At 67.2% G+C, this 23,441-nt stretch carries 16 protein-coding genes and 1 pseudogene; 10 read left to right on the forward strand and 7 right to left on the reverse strand.

All coding sequences use genetic code 11. The features are described from left to right. Nucleotides 1–141 precede the first annotated feature (141 nt). The 5 genes and pseudogenes from nth (AB0D46_RS02500) to AB0D46_RS02520 all read left to right on the forward strand — a co-directional run. Nucleotides 142–564: pseudogene (gene nth, locus AB0D46_RS02500) on the forward strand (endonuclease III); the annotation flags it as partial. A gap of 94 nt (nt 565–658) precedes the next feature. Further along, nucleotides 659–2,452 (forward strand): recombinase family protein, encoded by a 1,794-nt coding sequence (locus AB0D46_RS02505; protein WP_362875380.1) that lies wholly within the window; start codon nt 659–661, stop codon nt 2,450–2,452. A gap of 1,406 nt (nt 2,453–3,858) precedes the next feature. Beyond that, nucleotides 3,859–4,110, forward strand: a complete 252-nt coding sequence (locus AB0D46_RS02510; protein ID WP_362875381.1) for a hypothetical protein — start codon at nt 3,859–3,861, stop codon at nt 4,108–4,110. Then, nucleotides 4,103–4,546, forward strand: a complete 444-nt coding sequence (locus AB0D46_RS02515) for a hypothetical protein (RefSeq protein WP_362875382.1) — start codon at nt 4,103–4,105, stop codon at nt 4,544–4,546. Before AB0D46_RS02510 ends, AB0D46_RS02515 begins: the two co-directional genes overlap by 8 nt. Nucleotides 4,547–4,772: 226 nt before the next feature. Further along, complete coding sequence (locus AB0D46_RS02520) at nt 4,773–5,609, forward strand: phage major capsid protein (protein ID WP_362875383.1); 837 nt, start codon at nt 4,773–4,775, stop codon at nt 5,607–5,609. Between the two features lie 1,165 nt (nt 5,610–6,774). Here the strand turns inward: AB0D46_RS02520 and AB0D46_RS02525 are convergent. Further along, nucleotides 6,775–7,881, reverse strand: a complete 1,107-nt coding sequence (locus tag AB0D46_RS02525) for a helix-turn-helix transcriptional regulator (protein ID WP_362875384.1) — start codon at nt 7,879–7,881, stop codon at nt 6,775–6,777. A 142-nt stretch (nt 7,882–8,023) separates the two neighbouring features. On the opposite strand from AB0D46_RS02525, the gene AB0D46_RS02530 reads away from it, so the two are divergent. From AB0D46_RS02530 to AB0D46_RS02545, 4 genes are all read left to right on the forward strand, one after another. Next, nucleotides 8,024–8,242, forward strand: coding sequence for a hypothetical protein (locus AB0D46_RS02530; protein WP_362875385.1), 219 nt, complete (start codon nt 8,024–8,026; stop codon nt 8,240–8,242). Between the two features lie 1,433 nt (nt 8,243–9,675). Next, on the forward strand, nt 9,676–10,515 hold the full coding sequence (gene nth, locus AB0D46_RS02535; RefSeq protein WP_362875386.1) for an endonuclease III: 840 nt from the start codon (nt 9,676–9,678) through the stop codon (nt 10,513–10,515). Nucleotides 10,516–10,643: 128 nt separating this feature from the next. Further along, nucleotides 10,644–11,360 (forward strand): CoA pyrophosphatase, encoded by a 717-nt coding sequence (locus AB0D46_RS02540; RefSeq protein WP_362875387.1) that lies wholly within the window; start codon nt 10,644–10,646, stop codon nt 11,358–11,360. 13 nt (nt 11,361–11,373) lie between these two features. Next, entirely contained in the window at nt 11,374–12,576 is a 1,203-nt protein-coding gene (locus AB0D46_RS02545) for a MarP family serine protease (RefSeq protein ID WP_362875388.1), read from the forward strand. 433 nt (nt 12,577–13,009) lie between these two features. Here the strand turns inward: AB0D46_RS02545 and AB0D46_RS02550 are convergent, their stop codons facing one another. From AB0D46_RS02550 to AB0D46_RS02570, 5 genes are all read right to left on the reverse strand, one after another. Then, on the reverse strand, nt 13,010–13,981 hold the full coding sequence (locus tag AB0D46_RS02550; protein WP_362875389.1) for an alpha/beta hydrolase: 972 nt from the start codon (nt 13,979–13,981) through the stop codon (nt 13,010–13,012). Next, entirely contained in the window at nt 13,978–14,439 is a 462-nt protein-coding gene (locus AB0D46_RS02555) for a phage holin family protein (RefSeq protein WP_362875390.1), read from the reverse strand. Before AB0D46_RS02555 ends, AB0D46_RS02550 begins: the two co-directional genes overlap by 4 nt. Nucleotides 14,440–14,494: 55 nt before the next feature. Beyond that, nucleotides 14,495–15,916 (reverse strand): Na+/H+ antiporter NhaA, encoded by a 1,422-nt coding sequence (nhaA, locus tag AB0D46_RS02560; RefSeq protein WP_362875391.1) that lies wholly within the window; start codon nt 15,914–15,916, stop codon nt 14,495–14,497. 245 nt (nt 15,917–16,161) lie between these two features. Beyond that, a complete protein-coding gene (acs, locus tag AB0D46_RS02565) occupies nt 16,162–18,159 on the reverse strand; it encodes an acetate--CoA ligase (RefSeq protein ID WP_362875392.1) in 1,998 nt (665 codons plus the stop codon). Nucleotides 18,160–18,337: 178 nt separating this feature from the next. After that, nucleotides 18,338–20,839, reverse strand: a complete 2,502-nt coding sequence (locus AB0D46_RS02570) for a SulP family inorganic anion transporter (RefSeq protein ID WP_362875393.1) — start codon at nt 20,837–20,839, stop codon at nt 18,338–18,340. A 235-nt stretch (nt 20,840–21,074) separates the two neighbouring features. On the opposite strand from AB0D46_RS02570, the gene AB0D46_RS02575 reads away from it, so the two are divergent. After that, on the forward strand, nt 21,075–22,379 hold the full coding sequence (locus AB0D46_RS02575) for a hypothetical protein (protein ID WP_362875394.1): 1,305 nt from the start codon (nt 21,075–21,077) through the stop codon (nt 22,377–22,379). Here the strand turns inward: AB0D46_RS02575 and AB0D46_RS02580 are convergent. Continuing rightward, nucleotides 22,336–23,367, reverse strand: coding sequence for an ATP-binding protein (locus tag AB0D46_RS02580; RefSeq protein ID WP_362875395.1), 1,032 nt, complete (start codon nt 23,365–23,367; stop codon nt 22,336–22,338). The genes AB0D46_RS02575 and AB0D46_RS02580 overlap by 44 nt on opposite strands. Between the last annotated feature and the right edge of the window lie 74 nt (nt 23,368–23,441).

A 23,441-nucleotide genomic window follows, 5' to 3' on the forward strand; every position in this document is an offset into this window, starting at 1 on the left:
CCGGTGAGAGCACAGGCCAAGGGGTCCGCAGGAGTGACGGCGACCCGAAATTCAGCCGTGGGCGAACAAGCCCCCGTGGCGGCGCCGAGGAAGGCCCCGCCCGCCCCCCAGGGCAAAGTTTCGGCCAAGAAACCGAGGTCGGTGGCTTCCGCGAAGCCGGAATCGCACCTGGCGATGGTCCGCCGGGCCCGCCGGATCAACCGGGAACTGTCCGAGGTGTACCCGTACGCCCATCCGGAGCTCGACTTCCGCAATCCCTTCGAGCTGCTGGTCGCCACCGTGCTGTCCGCGCAGACCACCGACCTCCGGGTGAACCAGACGACTCCGGCCCTCTTCGCCGCCTACCCCACGCCCGAGGACATGGCGGCGGCCGCTCCCGAGGACCTGGAGGAGATCATCCGGCCGACCGGGTTCTTCCGGGCGAAGGCGAAGTCCCTGCTCGGCCTCTCCCAGGCCCTGCGGGACACCTTCGGCGGCGAGGTGCCGGGGCGCCTCGACGACCTCGTCACCCTCCCGGGAGTCGGCCGCAAGACGGCGAACGTGGTCCTCGGCAACGCCTTCGGGTTCGCCACTTAGGTACCACGGTGGCAATCCACACGCTCACCCCCTCCTAGAGGCGGATCCGTAGGGGTCCACTACGACCCCTAGGAGCCAACGCGTGGTCACCACGTCGCCCGCTGAGATCCCCCTCAGCCTGCTGTCAGCTCGGTCCCTTGAGGCTGTCGCCGTCAGCTACGTACGGCAGTCCTCGGCCAAGGCAAACAAGACCGAGGCATCCCCCATCACTCAGCGCGCAGCCAACGAGGCCCGAGCCGGTGAGCTCAGCGCGCGGTTCGTCCGGCACTACGAGGACATCGGCGTATCCGGCTGGGACACGGACGCCTACCGTGAAGGCTTTGAGGAAATGCTCAAGGCTGCCCGTGCTGGCGCCTTCAACATGCTCATCGTCTACGACATGAGCCGCTTTTCTCGCCGCGAAGTGCGTGAGGCAATCCAACTGGTCCTGGAACTCCAGGGCTACGGAATCACCATTGTCAGCGTTGAGGACGGCGTGTTTCCGCCCAACGGCGATACATGGCAACTAATGCAACTGATCATGCGCGCCGACGCCGTGAACAAGGAATCAGACCTTAAGTCAAAGAAGGTCCGCGACGTAAAGGCAACGCAGCGCGCCAAAGGCTCATGGCTCGGGGGACAGACCCCGTATGGTCTCGACGCCGAGCAGTACATTGACGGCAAGTTGCCGCTAATGCGTCTCGTGCACAACAAGGCAGAGGCAGCAAACCTACGGCGCATCGTGGCTCTGATCCTCAAGCACAAGGATCAGCCGATCAGCAAGAAAAAGGGCGAGCGCAACCCCGGTACTCTGTCCGCAATCTGTGACGACATGACGAAGAGGCGAATTCCCACGCGCGGGCAGAACAAGGGGAAAGAGCGGGCTTCGTCCGTGTGGGGTGTCAAGACCCTGAAATGGATGCTTCTCAATCCCGCCATTGCGGGAATGCGTGCTGACCCGATTTACAAGGTCAAGGAGAACGGAGCAAAGACCAGCACCCTCGTTGGCTACCGGATTAACCGGGACGATGACGGGCGCCCGGCCGTGATCTGTGACCCAATTATCCCTGCGGCTCAGTGGTATGAGTTGCAGGCATGGCTTACGGGCCGTGGGCAAGGCGAAGGCGTGGCCCGTGGAACGTCGCTTCTTAGCGGCCTTCGGAACGCAGACCGTAAGGCCGTTCTCACGTGCGAGTGCGGACGCCCGGGCAAGGCGCAGAACAGCGGAGCGAAGCCGGTTTACCTCTGCACCCGGTCAACGAATGTCCCGACAAAGCCGGGCGAGCACGAAGCCAAGAATAGCGTCATGCAAAGCCACCTAGATGATTACGTGGCCCGGTGCATCATCGCTGTAATTCAGGATGCGACACGCAGCGACGCTAGCCCGGAAACGATGGACATCGTGATTGAGGCAGCGCGGGTCTTCTCCCACTCTCTAGAACTCCCTGAGACAGCCGCAGAAAGGACTGAAGTAGTCACAGAACGCGCGGACGCTCAGAACGCACTCAGGGACCTGTACGACGACCTTGACGCCGGTCTCTACTCCGGGGAGATCGGGCGTGAGCGCTTCATCGAGAAGAAGAAGCGCATTGAGGCCCGTATCAGTGCGGCGGAAACACGCCTAGAAACGCTGTCCGACCCGGAAACCGTGGAACTGCCGTTTGACGAATGGCTGATGCCAGGGGAAGACGGTGACCCTATCGGAAAGGGCTCATGGTGGGACACGGCGGACCTTGCCGATAAGCGAAAGTTCGTTGAGCTGTTCGTGCGGAAGATTGTGGTCAGGCCCACGAGGAATGCCCACAGTGGCCGTGTACGGGGCGGCTACGACGTGACGACGCGGATAGAGCTGGAATTCGTCCAGCGGAAGCACGAGAGCGAACCGGACCCCGCGTAACCCTTGAGGACAGCCCCGTTGGCCCTAGTGGTCTGGCGGGGCTTTCTCGTGCCCTGAGCGGGCCTCTGAGAGCTTGCAGCATCCTCGCTGGCACCCGGGACCGGCGGACCGCTCGGAGGTGCTCAGGCGGGCACATAGAGCTTTTGGGTGCGATCGGGTCAGCAGGCAGAGCGAAACTACACCCCTCCACCTGACAAGCCATCAGCCACACCTTCCTGACCTGCTTAAACAGCTCTCTAATGTAGAAGTGTAGAAACAGACCCCAAACTCACAATAGATAAGGTTTCCCTAGTCCATTACCCAACTCGACTCCAAATCTACATTGCTACACCCGCCCCGAGTTCGCCCCCTTCTCGCTGCCCCGCGCAAGCCATTTCGCGTGATCCGCATCACACGCCGGCTGTTCTCGGCGATTTTGGGACTCCGAGGGCACACCAAGGGCAATCGACTCACTAGATATATTCGAGACCACCTTTAGCGTCTCTCGCGGGTCTGCCACTGACAACCGCCCGCCCCAAAAACGCCCGTGCGGGGGTTAATCCGTACGCAGGCCCCAACCTGATGGGTTGAGCGCCCTTACCGAACGTGGCAGATCGGTAAGTGTGACTCCCTGTCGAGTTGGGGCCTTTTCTCTTTTCTGCCACGTGAAGGACTTCACCATGTCTGCCGAAAACGATTACCACACCATGCACCGTCGACTAGACGCAATGAGGCTGCCCGCGAAATATCACCCGTGCGCCTGGTGCCTCTTGACTGCTGACCAGTGGGCGTATCTGTGGAATGACCCGAACGAACGCCACGGGGCCGGACGTGCCTACCGAGTTTGGTCTGAGGACAGCCGGAATTACGTTGCGATGTGCCGAAGCTGTCACAAGCTTATGGACAACGCGCATCGACGGGTTGGCCGGGAAGGACTGGCGGACGCCATTGCCCCGCTCATCAAGGCCGCATACGCCGCTGTGAGGCCCGAACGCCGTGCGGTTGAGGCAGGGAGCCGGGAAGCCAGCGCAAAGGCCGCACACGCCTTTCTAGACGCGCAGGCCGCGAAGCCGCGAAGAAGCCGGTTGGGCCGTCCGCCCGCCAGTGCTGTGCGCGCTACCCATGAGCTTATATGCCGCGCCTACGCAAGGGGGCCTGAGTGAGTTTCGCCGACCTCCTCCTAGCCGCATTCCTCGTCTTCGCTATCTGTGCGCTGATGCGTGGCGTAAGTGTTATCTGACTCCGCTGATTACACGTCAGCGGTAACGGGGGCTTGGCATGGCCCCCGGCCTTTCGGAAAAGGAGCCCCGGTCATTCCTCAACAGGGTGACCGGGGCCGTTTCCTCAAAACACTTCCCCGCCGTTCCCGGGCTGTCCGATGCCCCGGACCGGTTGAGCGGCGGGGATCACACGTTAGGGCATCCGACATGAAGTTCCTTGAGGGTCTTTCAGACCAAGTATTTGCGTCAGCTCAGATGGTCGCTCACCTTCACCGCGACAACGTCCGCACACAGTTCCCGCCCGGCATTTTCGCCGAAGCCCTTTGGCTGAGCGCTGACGAGCTATCACGGCTCTACGGCGACGCCATGACTGCAAGTGATGCTGTTGCTCATGTGCGCCATGCAAACCCGAATCACATTCTGCTAACCATCCTGAACGGGGGTAACGACCGTGGCTGAACCTGTGGCAGATCAGAATCCCGCGCTACCTCAGCCGGCCTCGGACGGGCAGGGTGAAGTCACCGAGCCGACTAGCGGAAATCGGGAAGCAGCGAAGTACCGCACGAAGCTGCGTGAGGCCGAGGCGAAGCTAGAAGCCACTGAGAAGCGCGTGCATTCCCTGCTGCGTGCTCAGGTTGAATCGCTGGCCGGTAAGGAACTGAGTGTCGCTTCGGACCTTTTCGACATTGGCGGAGCCAGCATTGATGACCTGACCGACCCGGAAGGGAATGTCATGCCGGACGCCGTAGACGCTGCTGTGAAAGCGCTACTAGCAAAGCGCCCCGGCCTGCGAAATGGGCCCGCCCCCTGGGGTGATGTTGGCGGAGGTCGTCGGGGCTCTATGCCTGACCCTTCGCCAACGATGCTAGAAGCGCTCAAGTTCACGCGCCGTTAGAGACAAGGAATGGATGAGCGCCAGCGCTGGCGCTCATCTTCCTACAACTACATACCACCTACCGACTTTCGTAGGTGCCTATTGAGAATCCGCTGACGCCCCAGGTGGGCGGCGGATTTCTCACGTTTGGGCCTGGTGCCCGTTCCATTCGCTGTCAGGCACAGCGGGCAACTAATCGCGCGGCACTCGCGCTTTCGCTCACACGCAAAGGCCTTTACGTATGTCTATGTTCACCACTGATGCCGGTACTCGATCGATTCTACCGCCCGAGTACGGCGAGCTAGTTACTAAGCCAGTCGAGGCACTATCCGTCGCCTACCTGACCGGCGATAAGGTCACGACTAGCGCAAATAAGTACATCGTTCCGATTCTCGCGTCTGACGTGACTGCTGGCGCTGTTGCTGAGGGTGCAGAGATCACCCCTTCTGACGCTGACTTCGATGAACTGGAAATCATTCCGGCAAAGTTCGCGGCCCTCACTATCGTTTCTCGTGAGCTGGCCGATGACTCCAATCCGTCTGCGGCTGATCAGATCGGCAAGAGCATTGCTCGGCAGATTGCTAACCGGGTAGATAACGCGCTCTTCAACTCCCTGGGTGGCGTGAACCCAGATGGCTTCGCTGATCTGACCGGAATTTCCACCGTTTCCGCTCCGGCGGCTTACGTCAACCTTGACCCCTTCGAAGAGGCCGTTTCCAAGTCCGAGGCTGCCGGGGGTCGGATTACTCACTGGGTTACCGGCGCCGCTACTGCCCTTGAAATCGCGAAGCTCAAGGACACCAGCGGGTCTAACCGTGGCCTACTAAACCCGGATCTAGCTGTTGAGGGTCGACGTACGATTCTTGGCCGCCCGGTAGTCATCTCCCCGTACGTTCCGGCAGATGTGGTCTACGGAATCAGTAAGGATGATTTCCTTGTTGTGACCCGCGAGGACACGCGCCTTGACGTCGACCACTCGGCCTACTTCTCGTCTGACCGTGTTGGCGTTCGCGGCACCATGCGTGTGGCATTCGCTATGCCGGTTCCTGCGGCTCACGTGCGTATCACCAATGCTGCCTCCTAAGCGCTAACGCGCACCCGATCTAGCCCCGGTCCCTACCTGTGCGGGGACCGGGGCTTTTCTCTTTTCCGAAAGGAAGACAGCGTGACGGAACAGTGGGAAGCCACGCAGCGGCTATTCAGCGAGCAAGGGACGGACGCATTGTGCGCCGAGTGCCAGCAGTCACCGGCCTACGTCGCTAAGGCCCCGGAATTTGAGCGGTTGGCCTGCGGGCCGTGTGCTGGCGTGGCCACCTACAGACAGCGATTGGGTGACGGCCGCATGGTGGGCCGGTGGTTCTCTCCTCGCTGGGCAAACAGCCTTCCCTTCTGAGAATCAGCCCAGAATGCCGGCGTGAGGCCCCTCGCCCTCTCACCAGCGCCGATGCCCCTGCCCTACGCCTGCCGCCCCCTTCGCTGATGCTATGCCCCCGGCCCGTGTCGGCACTCAGACCCTTGGAGCAGCCATGCCCCGAAAGCCCAGGAAGCCATGTACTCAGCCAGGTTGCAGCGAACTCACGGATGGTGGCCCGTGCGCTGAACACAAGAGGCAGAGAGAACAGCAGCGAGGATCAGCAAGCAAGCGCGGGTATGACGTTGGCTGGCAGCGAAAGCGAAAGGCTTATCTATACTCGAATCCATGGTGTGTCATGTGCAGTCGACATGCGAACGTCGCGGACCATTGGCCATTGAGCCGTAAGCAATTGCTGGCAAGAGGTGAGGCAATGCCTGATGCGCCAAAGCACCTTAGGCCGTTGTGTACTGCTTGCCACAACAAGGAAACGGCTAAGCATCAGCCGGGCGGGTGGGCTGCCGAGAAGGCCAAGCCAAAGCCGAATGACGTTCCGCCGTTCTGATACCCGCTGCCTCTCCTCGCTGCCCCTGGGGGGTGCCCCCCTCCCGGCCCCGAGATCGACCGGCAGGGAGGGGAAAACCTAGCGCCGCAACTTGAGACGTTTGCGCGGAGCGATCTCGCCCGGTGATTCGCCGTGGGCCCGTGGGTACCGATCTGAGGGACCGTCGCAGTTTGGAGCTGGGGGCACCTTTGATTGCCAGGCACCGCCCTGGGCCGGCTGCGGGGCTCTGGCGCGGCTTGCCCAGCAGTCCCAAGGGTCCCAGCCACCTTCGATTCAACGACCGTCCCCGTGGCCGCTCCCGTGCTGGGGCTGTCTGCGGGGGCTGTCGTGCGTTCAGGAGTCTTTTACCTCGGCCATGAGTAGCCGGAGGGTTAGGGAGTGCTTTTCCGGGGGCAGCGCATCCAGGGCAGCACGTGCATAGGCCACCCCGCCGGACACGTCGCCAGAGCGAGCCAGCATGAGGCCACGGTGCATATCAAGATGGGTGGCGAACCGAGGTAGCGACGCGGGCAGTTCACGCCGTGCGGCGTCCTGGGCGGCTACCGCTGTGGCTTCGTCCCCAAGACGGGCAGCGAGAAGCGAGATGAAGACGTTGAGCCTCCACCAGGGCACGGCGTAATCGCTGGTTTGCTCGTACGATCCGGCTTTGTCGAATACGCGCCGTCCCTCTTCCATGAGCTTCCGCGCCGTGGCCACGTCGCCTCGGATCGCTGCTGCGTGTGCTTTCCCGTAGATCGCGTTCAGGAGCCCCAGCGATGGCCGGTCAGTGATCGCCATTGCCTGGTCGGCCAGCACGTCAGCGACTCCGAGTGACGCCCCCTCGTAGCCAAGGGCAATAGCCGCTCGACCCCGGACCCACACACGCGCATCCTCATCGCCGGACTGGTCGGCTGCCTCCGCTGCCATGCGGTACCACTGCACAGCCTTCGAGCCGTCCGAGCCGGGAAACGTTTTGGCGTAGAGGGTCATGAGCCGAGCGGCCACCGACCACAACCGGGGCTCGTCCAACTGCTGTTGCACGACGACGAGTTCCCTGGACACGCGCCGCTGAATGTCGGCAGCACCGAGGCTCATGTACTCCGTGCCGTAGGTGGCTAGCTTGGCTTCCCAGGACTCCACAGACGGCCCCCCGTGGAGTCGGGCGGCGAATCCCACACTCAGCAGGTCTGAGGCCACCACGGGCGCTATCGCGGCTCCGGCCGCATCGGTCAGGAACGTACGGCGCTTCACTTCACCCTCTAGAGCGGCTAGGGGCACGTCCAGGACGGCCGACAGGCACCGGAGGTAGTAAGTCCCCGGGGTCACCTTGGAACGCTCCCAGCGGCTCACGTACTCCCGGTCAAGGTTCGTCCCGAAGGCGTCATTGATCGCTGACGCTAGCCGCCCCTGACTCCAGCCGCGAGCCTTGCGTAGATCCTTGATCAGCGCCCCGATAGCCATGGGCCCATCTTGCCCCTACTGCTGCCACTAGACAGGGCAAGAACGGTTGATCGACCGGCACTTGCCCCTAGGAATGCCCCTACGTCGGTCCGCTTTGTGGCGGGAATATCCACGGACCGACACCCGAGGGACGGTGAGGCTGATGGCGGACAGGACTGTGCGAGCCACGGCGTGCGACAGCGCGAGGAAGCTGGACGGCGCGATAGCGCGAGGTGAGTTCTACCGACTCCGACCCGACGGCGAGCGGGACCCCTTCCCCGCGTGGGCGGACGTCCCTGACTGGGTGCCGCGCAAGGGCTACACCGCGCCGACCCGGGCTCTCCTGGTCGCCGTCCGGGCCGGACTCAGGCGGAAGCTGTGAACGCCCCTGAGGCGGCCCGTGAGCACCCGTACGGCCCCGAAGACGGAGACGCGGTCATGGACACCGCCACGGACCGTGTGGGGCGCTCCCTGGGCTACGTGAGCGGCCAGGGCTACAGGCTTCGGCCGATTGGCCACGGTGAGAAGTGGTACGCACAGCCGGAAGCCCTGCGCCCGGCCAAGCCGGAGGAGGTGACAGCGGCATGGGAAGTGAGAGGGAAAGCGTGACCGAGGAAGTTCCGGAACTCACCGAAGAGGAGTTGCCGGAATTCAGGCGCCTGGTGCTCACCGGATGGCGAGTCATGCAAGCCAAGAAAAGGCTTGAGGCGGACGACTACGAAGACCCGGAGCAGCACACAGCAGACTCGATTCTGGTCGGCCTTCCGAACCTCGTAGCCGCACTTCCCTTTCTCGGGGAGTATGCGGAAGGCGTGTTCGCTCTCATGGGGGATCACGATTACGTGTACCCGGAAGGGGCGCCCATTCCGGCTGCCCCGGTCAGTCCACCCCCAAGATGGTGCGACCTAAAAGGGCATGTACCCGACTACATGCAACGCAATGCACGCGTCGAAGAATCGGGAGTGTGCTTTCTCAACGAGGGTCACCCCATGCCGCATTACGCGGACGTGGGTGAGTCTGCTGATGACGTCGAAGAGCGGGCCTCTTTATGGCTCGTGTGGGAAGACGGCAGGCTGCCCCGACTCCGCAGGGTCCTGAAGTGCCGACACGCCTTATGCGGCGGCGGGTGCGACGGGGGCGGCCTAAGCGGCTCCTGTCAGCCCTGCCTGTTGCACGTGGGCCACGTGGGCGGGTGCGAACCTCCAAGGAGTATTCCGACATGACCCGGCTAAGTGCCCGGGAGATGAAAGAGAACCGCGACTACATAGCCGCCCATGAAGACAAACTGCGGGAAAGGCTTGACGGCGGAGAGAGCTACGTCGAGCTTTCCGCGCAGCTTGGTATCAGCGAAGGCGTGCTACGCCGCATGCTGGAAATCGTCTTGCCCGAAAGGAGCGCACGTGCCCACCCGGCTTGTAACTGTCAGGACCGAACGCCCCGCGAAGTGCGAGGCTTGGGCAGAGCTGTATACCCACCAGGTGTGGGCAGTGCGGCGCGGATTACCAGGAACACCACGCTATGAAGGATGGGTCAACAATTCGGCAACGTGCGGTCGGCAGTTTGGTCATGATGGATGGCATGAAGCCGGAATGCGTCCGAACCGTCCTGAGGATGGGGGCGGGGAAATCGGCATCCGCTGGAACACCAGTAACGGCCGCGTGAACGGCTGCCAAGCTGTTCTACTCGCACCCCTCGCCGCTGATCGGGTCTGATTGGGTGCGAGAAGGGGCGCCTGAGAGCCCTTCCTAGCCCCGTCTGACTCTTCCCCCGGGGAGTTCCGGCGGGGCTGTCTGCGGTCCCCGTAGGCTGGCCAGCATGGCTGAAGAGACCCGGCTAGCACTCGTCCGGCGGGCACGGAAGATCAACCGTGCGCTTGCCGATGTGTACCCCTACGCGCACTGCGAGCTGGACCACGTAAACGCGTGGCAACTGTTGGTCGCAACGGTGCTCAGTGCGCAGACGACAGACCTACGCGTGAACCAGGTGACCCCGGCCCTGTTCGCCAAGTACCCGCGTCCGGCTGATCTGGCCGGGGCCGACCCAGCAAGCGTTGAGGAGCTGATCAGGCCCACGGGGTTCTTCCGCGCCAAGACTCGGAGCATCACCGGGATTGCGGCTGCTGTGATGGCGGACCATGACGGCATGGTGCCGCGCACCCTCGCTGAGCTGGTGAAACTTCCCGGCGTCGGGCGGAAGACTGCGTTCGTTGTGACCGGCAACGCGTGCGCCTGCGAGGCAAGCCGGGCGGGCGATCCTGACCATGGTGCTAATGTGCACACCCCCTTCGGAGTCCCCGGGATCACCGTCGACACCCACTTCGGGCGGCTGGTTCGCCGCTTCAAGTGGACCGAGCAGCAGGACCCGGAGAAGGTCGAGGCGGAGATCTGCGCGATCTTCCCCAAGAGCGAGTGGACGATGCTCTCGCACCGCGTCGTCTTCCACGGCCGCCGCATCTGCCACTCCCGCAGACCCGCCTGCGGCGCCTGCCCCATCGCCCCGCTCTGCCCGTCGTACGGAGAGGGCGAAACGGACCCGGAGAAGGCCGAGAAGCTGCTGAAGTACGAGAAGGGCGGCCAACCCGGCCAGCGCCTGACCCCGCCCCCGGACTACCCGGGCCTGCCGGCTCCGCCGCTGGGGGCCCGTACGGAGGCCTGAGCGCCGGTGCGCCGGGTACGGAGGTACGAGGAGCCGGTGGCCCCTCGTACCTCCGTACGGGGCGTCGCGGAACGAATCGGTACCCGGACCGCGTTCAGCGGTGTGGGAGAACACGGACAGGGGTGCCTATGACGCGCGGGACACGGGACGAGACCACGGTGGCCCCGGCCGCCCCCGAGGTCCCGCCCCTGACGACCACCGGCCTGCCCGCCTGGCTGGACCCCGTGGTGGCGGCGGCCCGGACCGTGCGACCGCACCAGCTCAGCCGCTTCCTGCCCCCCGAAGACGGCCGGGGCCGGCAGTCCGCCGTACTGATCCTCTTCGGCGAGGGCCCGCGCGGTCCGGAGCTGCTGCTCCAGGAACGCGCCGGCACCCTGCGCTCGCACGCGGGCCAGCCCTCCTTCCCGGGTGGCGCCCTCGACCCGGAGGACGGCGACCCCCACACCACCGGCCCGCTGCGTGCCGCGCTGCGGGAGGCCGTGGAGGAGACGGGGCTCGATCCGTCGGGGGTCCAGCTCTTCGGGGTGCTGCCCCGGCTCTACATCCCGGTCAGCGAGTTCGTGGTGAGCCCGGTGCTGGGCTGGTGGCGCGAGCCCTCCCCGGTCGGCGCGGTGGACCCGGCGGAGACGGCCCGGGTCTTCACGGTGCCCGTGTCGGATCTCACGGACCCGGAGAACCGGGTCACGGTGGTCCACCCGGGCGGGTACCAGGGCCCCGCGTTCCTGGTGGAATCGGCCCTGGTCTGGGGCTTCACCGCCGGGGTGATCGACCGGATCCTGCACTTCGCGGGGTGGGAGCTGCCGTGGGACCGCTCACGTCACGTCCCGCTCGACTGGCGTGCATGAGACGGTGGCCCACGTGAACGTGCTGGACATCCTGTTGCTGGTCGCCGCCGTGTGGTTCGCGATCGTCGGCTACCGCCAGGGGTTCGTCGTCGGCATCCTGTCGGTGATCGGCTTCCTCGGCGGTGGTCTCGTCGCCGTGTCCCTGCTGCCCCTGATCTGGGACCGGGTGACGGACAACGGCACCCAGGTCACCACGACCGTCGTCGTCATCGCCGTCGTCGTGATCATCATCTGTGCCTCGATCGGTCAGGCCCTGACCACCCATCTGGGCAACAAGCTCAGACGCCACATCACCTGGTCACCGGCGCGCGCCGTCGACGCGACCGGCGGGGCGCTGGTCAACGTCGTCGCGATGCTGCTGGTGGCCTGGTTGATCGGGCTGCTGCTCGCGGGGACCTCGCTGCCCACGCTGGGCAAGGAGGTCCGCAACTCCAAGATCCTCCTCGGCGTGTCGGAGGTGCTGCCGGCCCAGGCGAACACCTGGTTCTCCGACTTCAGCACCACCCTCGCCCGCAACGGCTTCCCGCAGGTCTTCAGCCCGTTCTCCAACGAGCCGATCACCGAGGTCAAGGCGCCCGACCCGGACCTGGCCAGCAGCGGCGTGGCCGAACAGGCGAAGCTCTCGATCGTGAAGGTCGTCGGAACCGCGCCCAGTTGCAGCAAGGTCCTGGAGGGCACCGGCTTCGTCTTCGCCCCCGGCAAGGTCATGACCAACGCGCACGTCGTCGGCGGCGTCGGCGAGCCGACCGTCCAGGTCGGCGGCGAGGGCAAGCTCTACGACGGCAAGGTCGTGCTCTACGACTGGGAGCGTGACATCGCCGTCCTGGACGTGCCCAAGCTGAAGGCCCCGGTCCTGGAGTTCGCCGAGAAGGACGCGGCGAGCGGCAGCGACGCCATCGTCGCCGGCTTCCCGGAGAACGGCGCCTACGACGTCCGCGCGGCCCGCGTCCGAGGCCGGATCAACGCCAACGGGCCGGACATCTACCACCGGGGCACCGTCCAGCGCGACGTCTACTCGCTCTACGCGACCGTGCGCCAGGGCAACTCCGGCGGCCCGCTGCTCACACCCGACGGCAAGGTCTACGGGGTCGTCTTCGCGAAGTCGCTCGACGACCCGAACACCGGGTACGCCCTGACGGCGGACGAGATCCGCGACGACATCCGCATCGGCCGGACCGCCGACCGACGGGCCGACAGCCAGGGCTGCGCCCTGTGACGGTCGTCGACTGACGTGTGAGGGGGCACCGCGTTCCGCGCGGTGCCCCTGCTGGTTTCGCGGTCTCCCTGCGCGTCTCTACATGCGCGGGTGGCGCAACCTGGCCGAGACCCAGCGGGCCCGACGGCGCAGGATGCGCGGGATACCGAGCCGGGGGTCGTGAAGGTCCCGGCCGGTCCTGTCGTGATCGCCCGGCGCTGTGGCCGAGCGGCGTTCGCGTGCGGTGTCACCGTAGTCGTGCGTCCAGCCCATACAACGAGCTGTGCCCGGGGCCCAAGGTCGGTAATCCCGTGCGGGGCGGCCAATTGGCCTATGCGCGGGGCAATTGAATGCTCGTAAGACAGGCATACGAATCATCCGCGCCGTCCCGTCGCCGCCGCCGGACGGTCCGTCAAGAACCGTCCGACCGGGCCCCGGTGTGCGGCGGGGCCGGTCAGCGGTCGGGCTCGGGGTCTCCCAGCCAGTTCACGAGCTCGGTCGAGAAGGCCGCCGGGTCCTCCTCGTGCGGGAAGTGCCCCAGCCCGTCGAACAGCCGCCAGCGGTAGGGAGCTTCGACGTACTCGCCGGATCCGGCGGCGCTGCGCGTACGCATCACGGGGTCGAGGGAGCCGTGCAGGTGCAGGGTCGGTACCCGCACGGGCCGCTTCATGCGCCGGTTGAACTGGAGTCCGTCCGGGCGGGCCATCGACCGCATCATCCACCGGTACGGCTCGATCGAGCAGTGGGCCGTGGAGGGGATGCACATCGCCCGCCGGTACACGGCGAGGGCCTCCTCGTCCGCGCCGTCCTCCTGGAAGCGCGGCCCGGACCAGTCGCGGATCAGCCGTCCGACCAAGGCCCCGTCGTCGGCGACGAGTTGCCGCTCCGGGACGAACGGCCGCTGGAAGCCCCAGATGTGCGAACTCGCCCGGGTCTGACCGAAGTCGGCCAGCATCGCCGAGCGCCAGCGGCGCGGGTGCGGCATCGAGGAGACGACCAGCCGGCGCACCAGCTTGGGCCGCATCACGGCCGCCGTCCACGCGAGGTAGCCACCCAGGTCGTGTCCGACGAGGGCGGCGTCCGGCTCGCCGAGGGACCGTACGACGCCGGTGATGTCGAGCGCGAGGTTCGCCGGGTCGTAGCCGCGCGGGGTGCGGTCGCTGCCGCCGACGCCGCGCAGGTCCATGGCGACCGCGCGGTACCCGGCGTCGGCGAGGGCGGTCAGCTGGTGCCGCCAGGTCCACCAGAACTGCGGGAACCCGTGCAGCAGGAGGACCAGCGGGCCTTCCCCGACCTCCGCGACGTGGAACCTCGCGCCGTTCGCCGCGACGTCCCGGTGCGTCACCGGCCGCCCGTCGGGCAGGTCGAGCCGGACCGCCGTGGCGGCGGTGGGCGGGGTACCGGCGTCGGGCGAGGGGGCTGTCATGAGGTCGAGCGTGCCACACCCACGACGTTGTCACTGACCGGGCGCGGGTGCGGCTTGACGGTGCCGACGAGGGCCGCGGTCTGCTTGACGGAGTCGATGGTCTTCACCGGCGGCTTGATCTTCTTGAGCATCCTCATGGCCACCAGCCCGACCAGTGCCGCGAGCAGCACGAACGCGCCGAAGACGATCAGGAAGGACCAGGCGAGACCCAGCCCGAGATTGTGGATGCCGTACGCCGCGGCGAAACTCCCCACCGGGAGGGAGAAGAGCAGCAGCACTCCCGCGACGATCGCCGCGCCGCCGCCGATGCCCGCGCGCTTGACGTCCTGCTTGATCTCCACCTTCGCGAGGGCGATCTCGTCATGCACCAGGGCCGACATCTCGGCGGTGGCCGAGGCGACCAGCTGGCCGAGCGTGCGCTCGGCTCCCGGGGTCCCCTGGTCCTCCACTGCGCTCATCTCTGATCTCCCTCTGTCGTCTGCTGCCGGCGGCTGTCCTGCGTCGTCAGACAGATCATGCCGGACGGTTGGCGCCGGCGCTGGACCCGCCCGGCGCTTCGGAGTCCGCGGGAGCGGCGGCGGCGGCCCTGCGGCGGTGCTCCGCGGCCTTCTCCTCGTAGATCCTCGCCATCCGCAGGTGGTAGTCCGGCTTGTCCTGTTCGTAGATGTCCGGGATGCCGTCGAGGTCCTCGTCGCGCTCCTCCGCCTCGGTCAGGGCCCGGTACTTGCGGTCGCGCATCTTCAACAGGACGCTCGCGATGATCGCCGCGATGAGGGAGCCGATGAGGACCGCGGCCTTGACCTCGTCCATCAGGACGGCGTCCTGGGGAAAGGCGAGTTCGCCGATCAGCAGGGACACGGTGAAGCCGATGCCGGCCAGCGAGGCCACCGCGAACACGTCGGGCCAGGCCAGGTCGTCGTTCAGCTCGGCCTTGGTGAAGCGGGCGGCGAGCCAGGTGCCGCCGAAGATGCCGACCGTCTTGCCGACGACCAGGCCGAGGACCACGCCGAGGGTCTCGGGGCGGGTGAAGACCTGCGCGATCGAGTCGTCGGAGAGCGAGACCCCGGCGGAGAACAGGGCGAAGAGGGGGACGGCCAGTCCGGCGGACAGCGGCCGGACCAGGTGCTCGATGTGCTCGCCGGGGGAGTGCTCCTCGCCGTCCCGGCGGGTGCAGCGGAGCATCAGGCCCATGGCGACGCCGGCGATGGTGGCGTGGACGCCGCTGTTGTACATCAGTGCCCAGATGACCAGGGCGAGCGGGACGTAGACGTACCAGCCGCGGACGCCGGTGCGGAGCAGGAACCAGAACAGGACCAGGCCGACGACGGCTCCGCCCAGTGCCAGGAAGTCGATCCGGCTCGTGAAGAACACCGCGATGATCAGGATGGCGAAGAGGTCGTCGACGACGGCGAGGGTCAGCAGGAAGGCACGCAGCGCGGACGGCAGGGAGGTGCCGATGACCGCGAGGACGGCGAGCGCGAAGGCGATGTCGGTGGCGGTGGGGACGGCCCAGCCGTCCATGGAACCGTTGCCGAACGTGTTGACGAGTACGTAGACCAGCGCGGGTACGGCCATGCCGCAGAGCGCGGCGATCACCGGGAGGGCCGCGGCCTTGGCGTCGCTGAGGTCGCCCGCGACGAGTTCGCGCTTGAGCTCGACGCCCGCGACGAAGAAGAAGATCGCGAGCAGGGCGTCGGCCGCCCAGTGTTGGAGCGAGAGGTCGAGGCCGAGGGAGGCGGGCCCGATGTGGAAGGAACGGACACTGTCGTAGCTGTCCGAGATACCGGGGATGTTCGCCCACATGAGGGCGGCGATCGCGGCCACGAGGAGCAGGACGCCGCCGACGGTTTCGGTGCGCAGCGCGTTCGCGACGAAGCGCGCCTCGGGGAGCGAGAGGCGACCGAGGAACTTGCGGGTGGGCGTGGGGGTGGCCACGGTGGGAAACCTCCGGGTGGTCGACGGCATGGCAAATGCTGTTGCCGACCAGACTTCCCGGCGCACCCTGAGACTTTCGGACGTCAAGAATTGACGCTTCTCTTACTTTACAGGGTGTGCGCGGTCGTATCAGGTGATCTTCACCTTAAACGGGAGGGGGGCGCCCGGCGCGTTGTGCGCCGGACGCCCCCGGTGTTCCTCACCCGCGGTGCGTCGGTCTCCCGGGCGTTTCCCGCCCGCTGCCGTCAGTCCTCGTCGGAGGCGCTGGGCAGCTTGTTCTGGATCAGGTCCATGACGGAGGAGTCGGCCAAGGTGGTGACGTCGCCGACCGCGCGGTTCTCCGCCACGTCGCGCAGCAGACGGCGCATGATCTTGCCCGAACGGGTCTTCGGGAGCTCCTGCACCGGCAGGATCCGCTTCGGCTTCGCGATCGGGCCGAGCGTGGCACCGACGTGGTTGCGCAGCTCGCCGACCAGGGTGTCCGTCTCCGTCGCGCTGCCGCGCAGGATGACGAAGGCGACGATGGCCTGCCCGGTGGTCTCGTCGGCCGCACCGACCACGGCCGCCTCGGCGACGGCGGGGTGCGAGACGAGGGCGGATTCGACCTCGGTCGTCGAGATGTTGTGGCCGGACACCAGCATCACGTCGTCGACGCGGCCGAGCAGCCAGATGTCGCCGTCGTCGTCCTTCTTGGCGCCGTCGCCCGCGAAGTACTTGCCCTCGAAGCGGGACCAGTAGGTGTCGATGAAGCGCTGGTCGTCGCCCCAGATGGTGCGGAGCATCGACGGCCACGGCTCGGTGAGGACCAGGTAGCCGCCCCCGCCGTTGTCGACCTCGTGCGCCTCGTCGTCCACGACGGTGGCCGAGATGCCCGGCAGGGCGCGCTGGGCGGAGCCCGGCTTGGTCTCGGTGACGCCCGGCAGCGGGGAGATCATCATCGCGCCGGTCTCGGTCTGCCACCAGGTGTCCACGATCGGACAGCGGTCGCCGCCGATGTGCTTGCGGTACCAGATCCAGGCTTCGGGGTTGATCGGCTCGCCGACCGAGCCCAGCACGCGCAGGCTCGACAGGTCGAACTTCGCGGGGATGTCGTCGCCCCACTTCATGAACGTGCGGATCGCCGTGGGCGCGGTGTAGAGGATGGTGACGCCGTACTTCTGGACGACCTCCCAGAACCGGCCCTGGTGCGGGGTGTCCGGGGTGCCCTCGTACATCACCTGGGTGGCGCCGTTGGCGAGCGGCCCGTAGACGATGTAGGAGTGGCCGGTCACCCAGCCGATGTCGGCGGTGCACCAGTAGACGTCGGTGTCCGGCTTCAGGTCGAAGACGGCGTGGTGGGTGTACGCGGCCTGCGTCAGGTAGCCGCCCGAGGTGTGCAGGATGCCCTTCGGCTTTCCCGTGGTCCCCGAGGTGTACAGGATGAACAGCGGGTGCTCGGCGTCGAAGGCCTGCGGGGTGTGCTCGGTCGACTGGCGGCCGACCACGTCGTGCCACCACACGTCCCGGCCCTCGGTGAAGTCGGTGTCCTGGCCGGTGCGGCGCACCACGAGCACGTGCTCGACCTGCGGGCACTTGCCGACGGCCTCGTCGATGGCGGGCTTGAGCGCGCTGGGCTTGCCGCGGCGGTAGCCACCGTCGGCGGTGATCACCAGCTTGGCGTCGGCGTCCTGGATGCGGGAGGCGACGGCGTCGGCGGAGAAGCCGCCGAAGACCACCGAGTGGGCGGCGCCGACGCGGGCGCACGCCAGCATCGCGACGACGGCCTCGGGGATCATCGGCAGGTAGACGGCGACCCGGTCGCCGGCCCGCACACCGAGCTCGGTGAGGGCGTTGGCGGCCTGCGAGACCTCGTCCTTGAGCTGGGCGTAGGTGATCGAGCGGCTGTCGCCGGGCTCGCCCTCGAAGTGGATCGCGACGCGCTCGCCGTTGCCGGCTTCGACGTGTCGGTCCACGCAGTTGTACGCGACGTTGAGCTTGCCGTCCGCGAACCACTTCGCGAAGGGCGGGTTGCTCCAGTCGAGCGTCTCGGTCGGCTCCGTGTCCCAGGTCAGCCGCCGGGCCTGCTCGGCCCAGAAGCCCAGCCGGTCCGCGTCGGCCTGCGCGTACGCCGCCTCGGTCACGTTGGCGGCGGCGGCCAGAGCGGCGGGCGGTGCGAACCGACGCTCCTCTTTGAGCAGATTGGCCAGGCTGTCATTGCTCACGACATCTCCCTTTCCCAGGGTGTCCGTTGTGTCCCCGGGCATAGCTCATCAGTTCAGACGCCCAGGTGACAAGGGGTAGCCGGAAATTGGTTTAGACCTATACCACGGCTGGGCCCGTGCTGAGGACGACGCACGAATGGCCCCTTCCCGCCGCAGGGCGCGGGAAAGGGCCATCCGCTTACACGGTTTCGGGAGCGTATCGGTTCAGGTGCGCCGCGTCTCAGACGCCCTGACCGACGCTGTCGAAAACCCGACAGTCGAAGAAGTCCTCACCGTCGGACAGCAGGTAAGCCTGTGCCTCGCCCACGTGGAAGTACATGCCGTGCAGTTCCAGCGTGCCCTCGGCGAGCCGCCGGGCCACCGACTCGTGGGCCCGCAGGTGCTCCAGTTGCTGCACCACGTTGGTCAGGCACAACTGCTCCACGGCGTCGGCCGGGAGCCGTCCCGAGATCCGGGCCCAGGCGTGGTGCCGGCTGCCCATCCGCTCCAGGCTGGGCAGGCCGTGCCGCAGCCAGCGGCGCAGCGGGGTCATGGGGGCCTCGGGGTGGGAGTTCAGCAGGGCCTGCATGGCGCCGCAGCCCGAGTGCCCGCAGACGGTGATGCTGTCGACCTTGAGCACGTCCACCGCGTACTCGATGGCGGCGGCGACGGAGTCGTCGGTCGACTCGGCGCCGGGCAGCGGGACCAGGTTGCCCACGTTGCGGACGGTGAACAGGTCCCCGGGGCCGCTCGCGGTGATCATGCTGGTCACCAGACGGGAGTCCGCGCAGGTCAGGAAGAGCTGCGACGGCTGCTGGCCCTCGCGCGCCAGCCGAGCCAGTTCGTCGCGGACGTGGGGCGCGGTGTCCCGCTGGAAGGCGCTGATGCCGCTGGCCAGTTGGCCCGCGCCGCGCCGCCGGGCGGCGGCCGGCATCACGGTCGACCCGGGGAGCGTACGGGACTTCGCCGCGTCGGAGTCCGCCGGACGGTCGGCGTTCGCGCCGCCGGCGGTGGCCGCGCTGACGGCGCGGTGATCGCAGTGGTTCTGCCAGGGCGTCCAGGGGCGGCAGCACTGGTGCGTCCCGCGCGCGGCCGGTTGGGCGCGGTCCCGGCTGTCGGTCGTGCGGCCGGTCCGGCCCGTTCCCGAGGCCGGGTGGTCCCCGGAGATCGCGGCGCCGGCGCGGCCGGTGAGTTCGAGCGAACCGCCGTGTGCCCGGTGGGATTCCTGCCAGTCGTGCAGGGCCTCGTAGGCGGCGTGGTCCATGAAGGAGCCGTCGAACTCGATCACCGCGTGGCTCTTGTGCGGGATCTGGTTGAGCACCCGGCTCAGCCGGGGCACCGCGAGGAAGGTCAACTGCCCGCGCGCCTGTACGTGGTGGACGCCGTCCAGCTCCTCCAGGGTGATCCGGGTCCGGGCGAGCCGGTGCAGGGCCACCGCGACGGCCACGGCGATGCCGATCGCCACCCCTTCCAGGACCCCGCCCAGCACGACGGCCACGATGGTCGTCGCGTAGACAAGGACCTCGCGGTGCCGGGTGACCGTACGCAGGTGCGTGATGGACACCATCTGGATTCCGACGGCCATCACCAGCGCGGCCAGCGCGGCCAGCGGGATCAGATCGAGGACCGGGACGAGCAGGCCGGCCGCGACCAGCACCCACAGGCCGTGGAACATGGACGATCTGCGGCTGACGGCGCCGGCCTTGACGTTGGCCACGCTGCGGACCGCGACCCCCGTCACCGGCAGGCCGCCCAGCGCCCCGGACACGATGTTCGCGGCGCCCTGACCGCGCAGCTCGCGGTCGAGGTCGGCGCGGGGCGGACGGTTCTCCGTACCGCGCTCGGAGGCGATCAGCTTGTCGGTGGCCACGGAGGACAGCAGGGACTCCACACTGCCGACCAGCGTGATCGTCAGTACGGCGGCGATCAGGCCGAGCACGGGCCCCTCGGGCAGCTCCGGCAGGGCGTGGCTGCGCCACGAGGGGAGGTCGACGCGGGGCAGGGTGAGCCCCGCGAGGGCGGCGAACGCGGTGGCCGCGGCGACCGCGGCCAGGGTCGCCGGCACCTTCCGAAGGGCCGCGCCGAGCCGCCCGGGCAACCGGGGCCAGCCGAGCAGCACGCCCACGGTCAGCGCGCTCACGCCGAGCGCCGCCGGATGGAGGTCGGCCAACTGGCCGGGCAGTCCCTGGACGTTGGCCACGGCGGAGCTCTGCGGGGTGCCGCCGAGCACGATGTGCAGCTGGGCCAGGGCGATGGTCACGCCGATGCCGGCGAGCATGCCGTGCACGATCGCGGGACTCACCATGAGCGCCGACCGGGCGGTCCGCAGGAAGGCCAGCCCGAGCTGGCAGCAGCCGGCCAGCACGGTGATGGCACAGGTGGTGCGCCATCCGTAGCGCTGGATCAACTCGGCGGTGACGACCGTGAGTCCGGCCGCGGGCCCGCTCACCTGGAGTGGGGCACCGCCGAACCGGCCTGCCACGATGCCACCGACCGCGGCGGCCACCAGCCCCGCTTGCAGCGGTGCTCCGGTGGCGAGCGCGATACCGAGGGAGAGCGGCAGGGCGATCAGGAAGACGGCGATGGACGCCGACAGGTCCGCGGAGAGCTTCCCGTGCGGCCCGGGGGCGCCGTTGGCGCCTCTGGTGCCCCGGCGGCTCTTGGCGTCGGGTGGGGCTGTCGTCGGTGCGTGGATCGTGCTGGGGGTGGCCGCGCTGGGCACGGCCGGGATGGGGGTTGTCATGGGTTCCCGTCTCCTCTGAGGAGGGATGAAGCGGCGGGAGTCTCAACACTCGGTAAATGGATGGTAATGGAGGGTAAAGGGGAGGTGGGGTTAATTGGGGCAAATGGTCTATGAATTAGCCCCCAGAGGTGAATAAGCATTTTGTCCGGCTTGTCATACCGTCCTGAAATCGCCCCTCGTGGGACGTTGCGGCGCGGAAGTCCTGCGTTGGGAACTGCGAGGGAGAGGTGTGCGGATGATCGCCGCCACGAAGAAGATCGCCGGAGGCCTGGTCGCCACGGCCCTGGTGCTCGGCGCCGCCGGGTGCAGCACGTCCGAATCCGTCAAGCCCACCGGTGGCCCGAACGCCAAGAAGGCCGCCGTCCCGGAGGCCCCCGGCAGCGTCATGCGGCCGATCGGGGACGGCTCCACCGCCTACACCGGTCCCCAGCCGAACGTGGTGAAGCCGCAGAAGCTGAAGGCGGGCGAGAAGCCGCCGCAGTTCGTGGTCTTCTCGTGGGACGGGGCCGGCGAGGACAGCCAGAAGCTCTTCTCGCACTTCCGCGAGGTGGGGAAGAAGTACAACGCGCGGATGACCTACTTCCTCAGCGGGGTGTACCTGCTGCCTGAGGAGAAACGTTCCCTTTACACCGCCCCGCAGCACGACTCCGGCCGCTCCGACATCGGCTTCGGCGACTTGCAGGGCATCAAGGACACCGCCTCCCAGGTTCGGGCCGCCTGGCTCGAGGGCAACGAGATCGGCACCCACTTCAACGGCCACTTCTGCGGACCCGAGGGGGGCGTCGGCACCTGGTCCGTGGAGGAGTGGAAGAGCGAGATCAACCAGGCCAAGTCCTTCGTCAAGAACTGGAAGACGAACGCGGGACTCAAGGACATGGAAGCCCTGCCCTTCGACTACGACAAGGAGCTCATCGGAGCCCGCACCCCCTGCCTCGAAGGGCAGAAGAACTTCATGCTGGCCGCGAAGGACATGGGCTTCCGCTACGACTCCAGCGGCATCAGCAAGCAGATCTGGCCCAAGAAGACGGACGGTCTCTGGGACATCCCGCTCCAGTTGGTCCCGATGCCGGGCCGCGCCTTCGACACGCTGAGCATGGACTACAACTACATGGTCAACCAGTCGGGGACCACGTCCCAGGGCGACCCCTCGCAGCACCGGTACTGGGGTGACCAGATGCGCGACGGGCTGCGCCAGGCCTTCGACCGCGTCTACCAGGGCAACCGCGCTCCGCTGATCATCGGCAACCACTTCGAGTCGTGGAACGGCGGCACCTACATGCGTGCCGTCGAGGAGTCGATCAAGAGCATGTGCACCAAGCCCGAGGTCCGCTGCGTCCCGTTCCGCGAGCTCGCCGACTGGCTCGACGCCCAGGACCCCAAGGTCCTGGAGTGGATGCGCACCCTCGACGTCGGGGAGACGCCCAAGGAGGGCTGGAACAAGTTCCTGACCGCGGGGCCGCCGGCCGCGCCGGCCGCCCCGCCGGGTGCTGCCGGGGTCAAGCCGGCTGAGGAGCGGGCTGCGGAGTCGGGCGAGGGCTGACCAACACCCCGTCGCGGATTCCGACGGCCTCGTTCAGGACGAAGCCGGGGTCGACCTGGTCCGCCAGGTCGACCCCGGTCTTGGCGTTCCCCCAGCTCTCCGCGTTCCGCAGGTGGAAGTGCACCATCTGCTCGGTGTACTTGGCCCAGTCCCGGGCGGCGTAGGAGTCCTCGGCCGCGTTCTGGAGGGCCTGCAGGGCGAGCCGGTTGGTCGCCTCCAGCAGCTCGAAGGCGGCCGGCCGGCCCTTCTCCATCGCCCGCACCCAGTCGGAGTGCCCGAAGGTGACCAACAGGTCCTCGCCCACCTCGTCCTGGAGGAACTCGATGTCCTCCGGCCCCTGCACCTTGTTGCCGACCACCTTGAGCGCGACCCCGAAGTCCCGCGCGTACTCCTTGTACTGGCGGTAGACGGAGACGCCCTTGCGGGTCGGCTCGGCGACGAGGAAGGTCACGTCGAAGCGGGTGAACATGCCCGAGGCGAAGGAGTCCGAGCCCGCCGTCATGTCGACGACGACGTACTCGTCGGGGCCGTCCACCAGGTGGTTGAGGCAGAGCTCGACCGCGCCGACCTTCGAGTGGTAGCAGGCCACCCCGAGATCGGCCTCGGTGAACGGTCCGGTCGCCATCAGCCTGACGGGATCGCCGTCGAGCAGCAGCGTGTGCGCGCAGGCCTCGTAGACCGGGTTGTCCTCGGTGATCCGCAGCAACCGCGAGCCGGTGCCGGGCGGGGTGGTCTTGATCATGCTGTCGGCGGACGCGATGCGCGGGTTGGACCCGCGCAGGTACTCCTTGATGAGGGGCAGGTGCGCGCCCAGGGCGGGCAGCGCGGCGGCCTCGTCCTCGCCGAGCCCGAGGGCCGCGCCGAGGTGCTGGTTGATGTCGGCGTCCACCGCGACGACGGGGGCTTCATTGGCTGCGAGGTGGCGGATGAAGAGGGAGGACAGCGTGGTCTTCCCGCTGCCGCCCTTTCCCACGAAAGCGATCTTCATGTTCACCAAGGGTAGTGGGTCGATCGCGTTCAGTGGTCGAGGTGAGTGAAGAAGACCACTCCAAGGAGGGGTCG

Source organism: Streptomyces sp. NPDC048383, from assembly GCF_040651775.1.
Classification (GTDB): domain Bacteria; phylum Actinomycetota; class Actinomycetes; order Streptomycetales; family Streptomycetaceae; genus Streptomyces.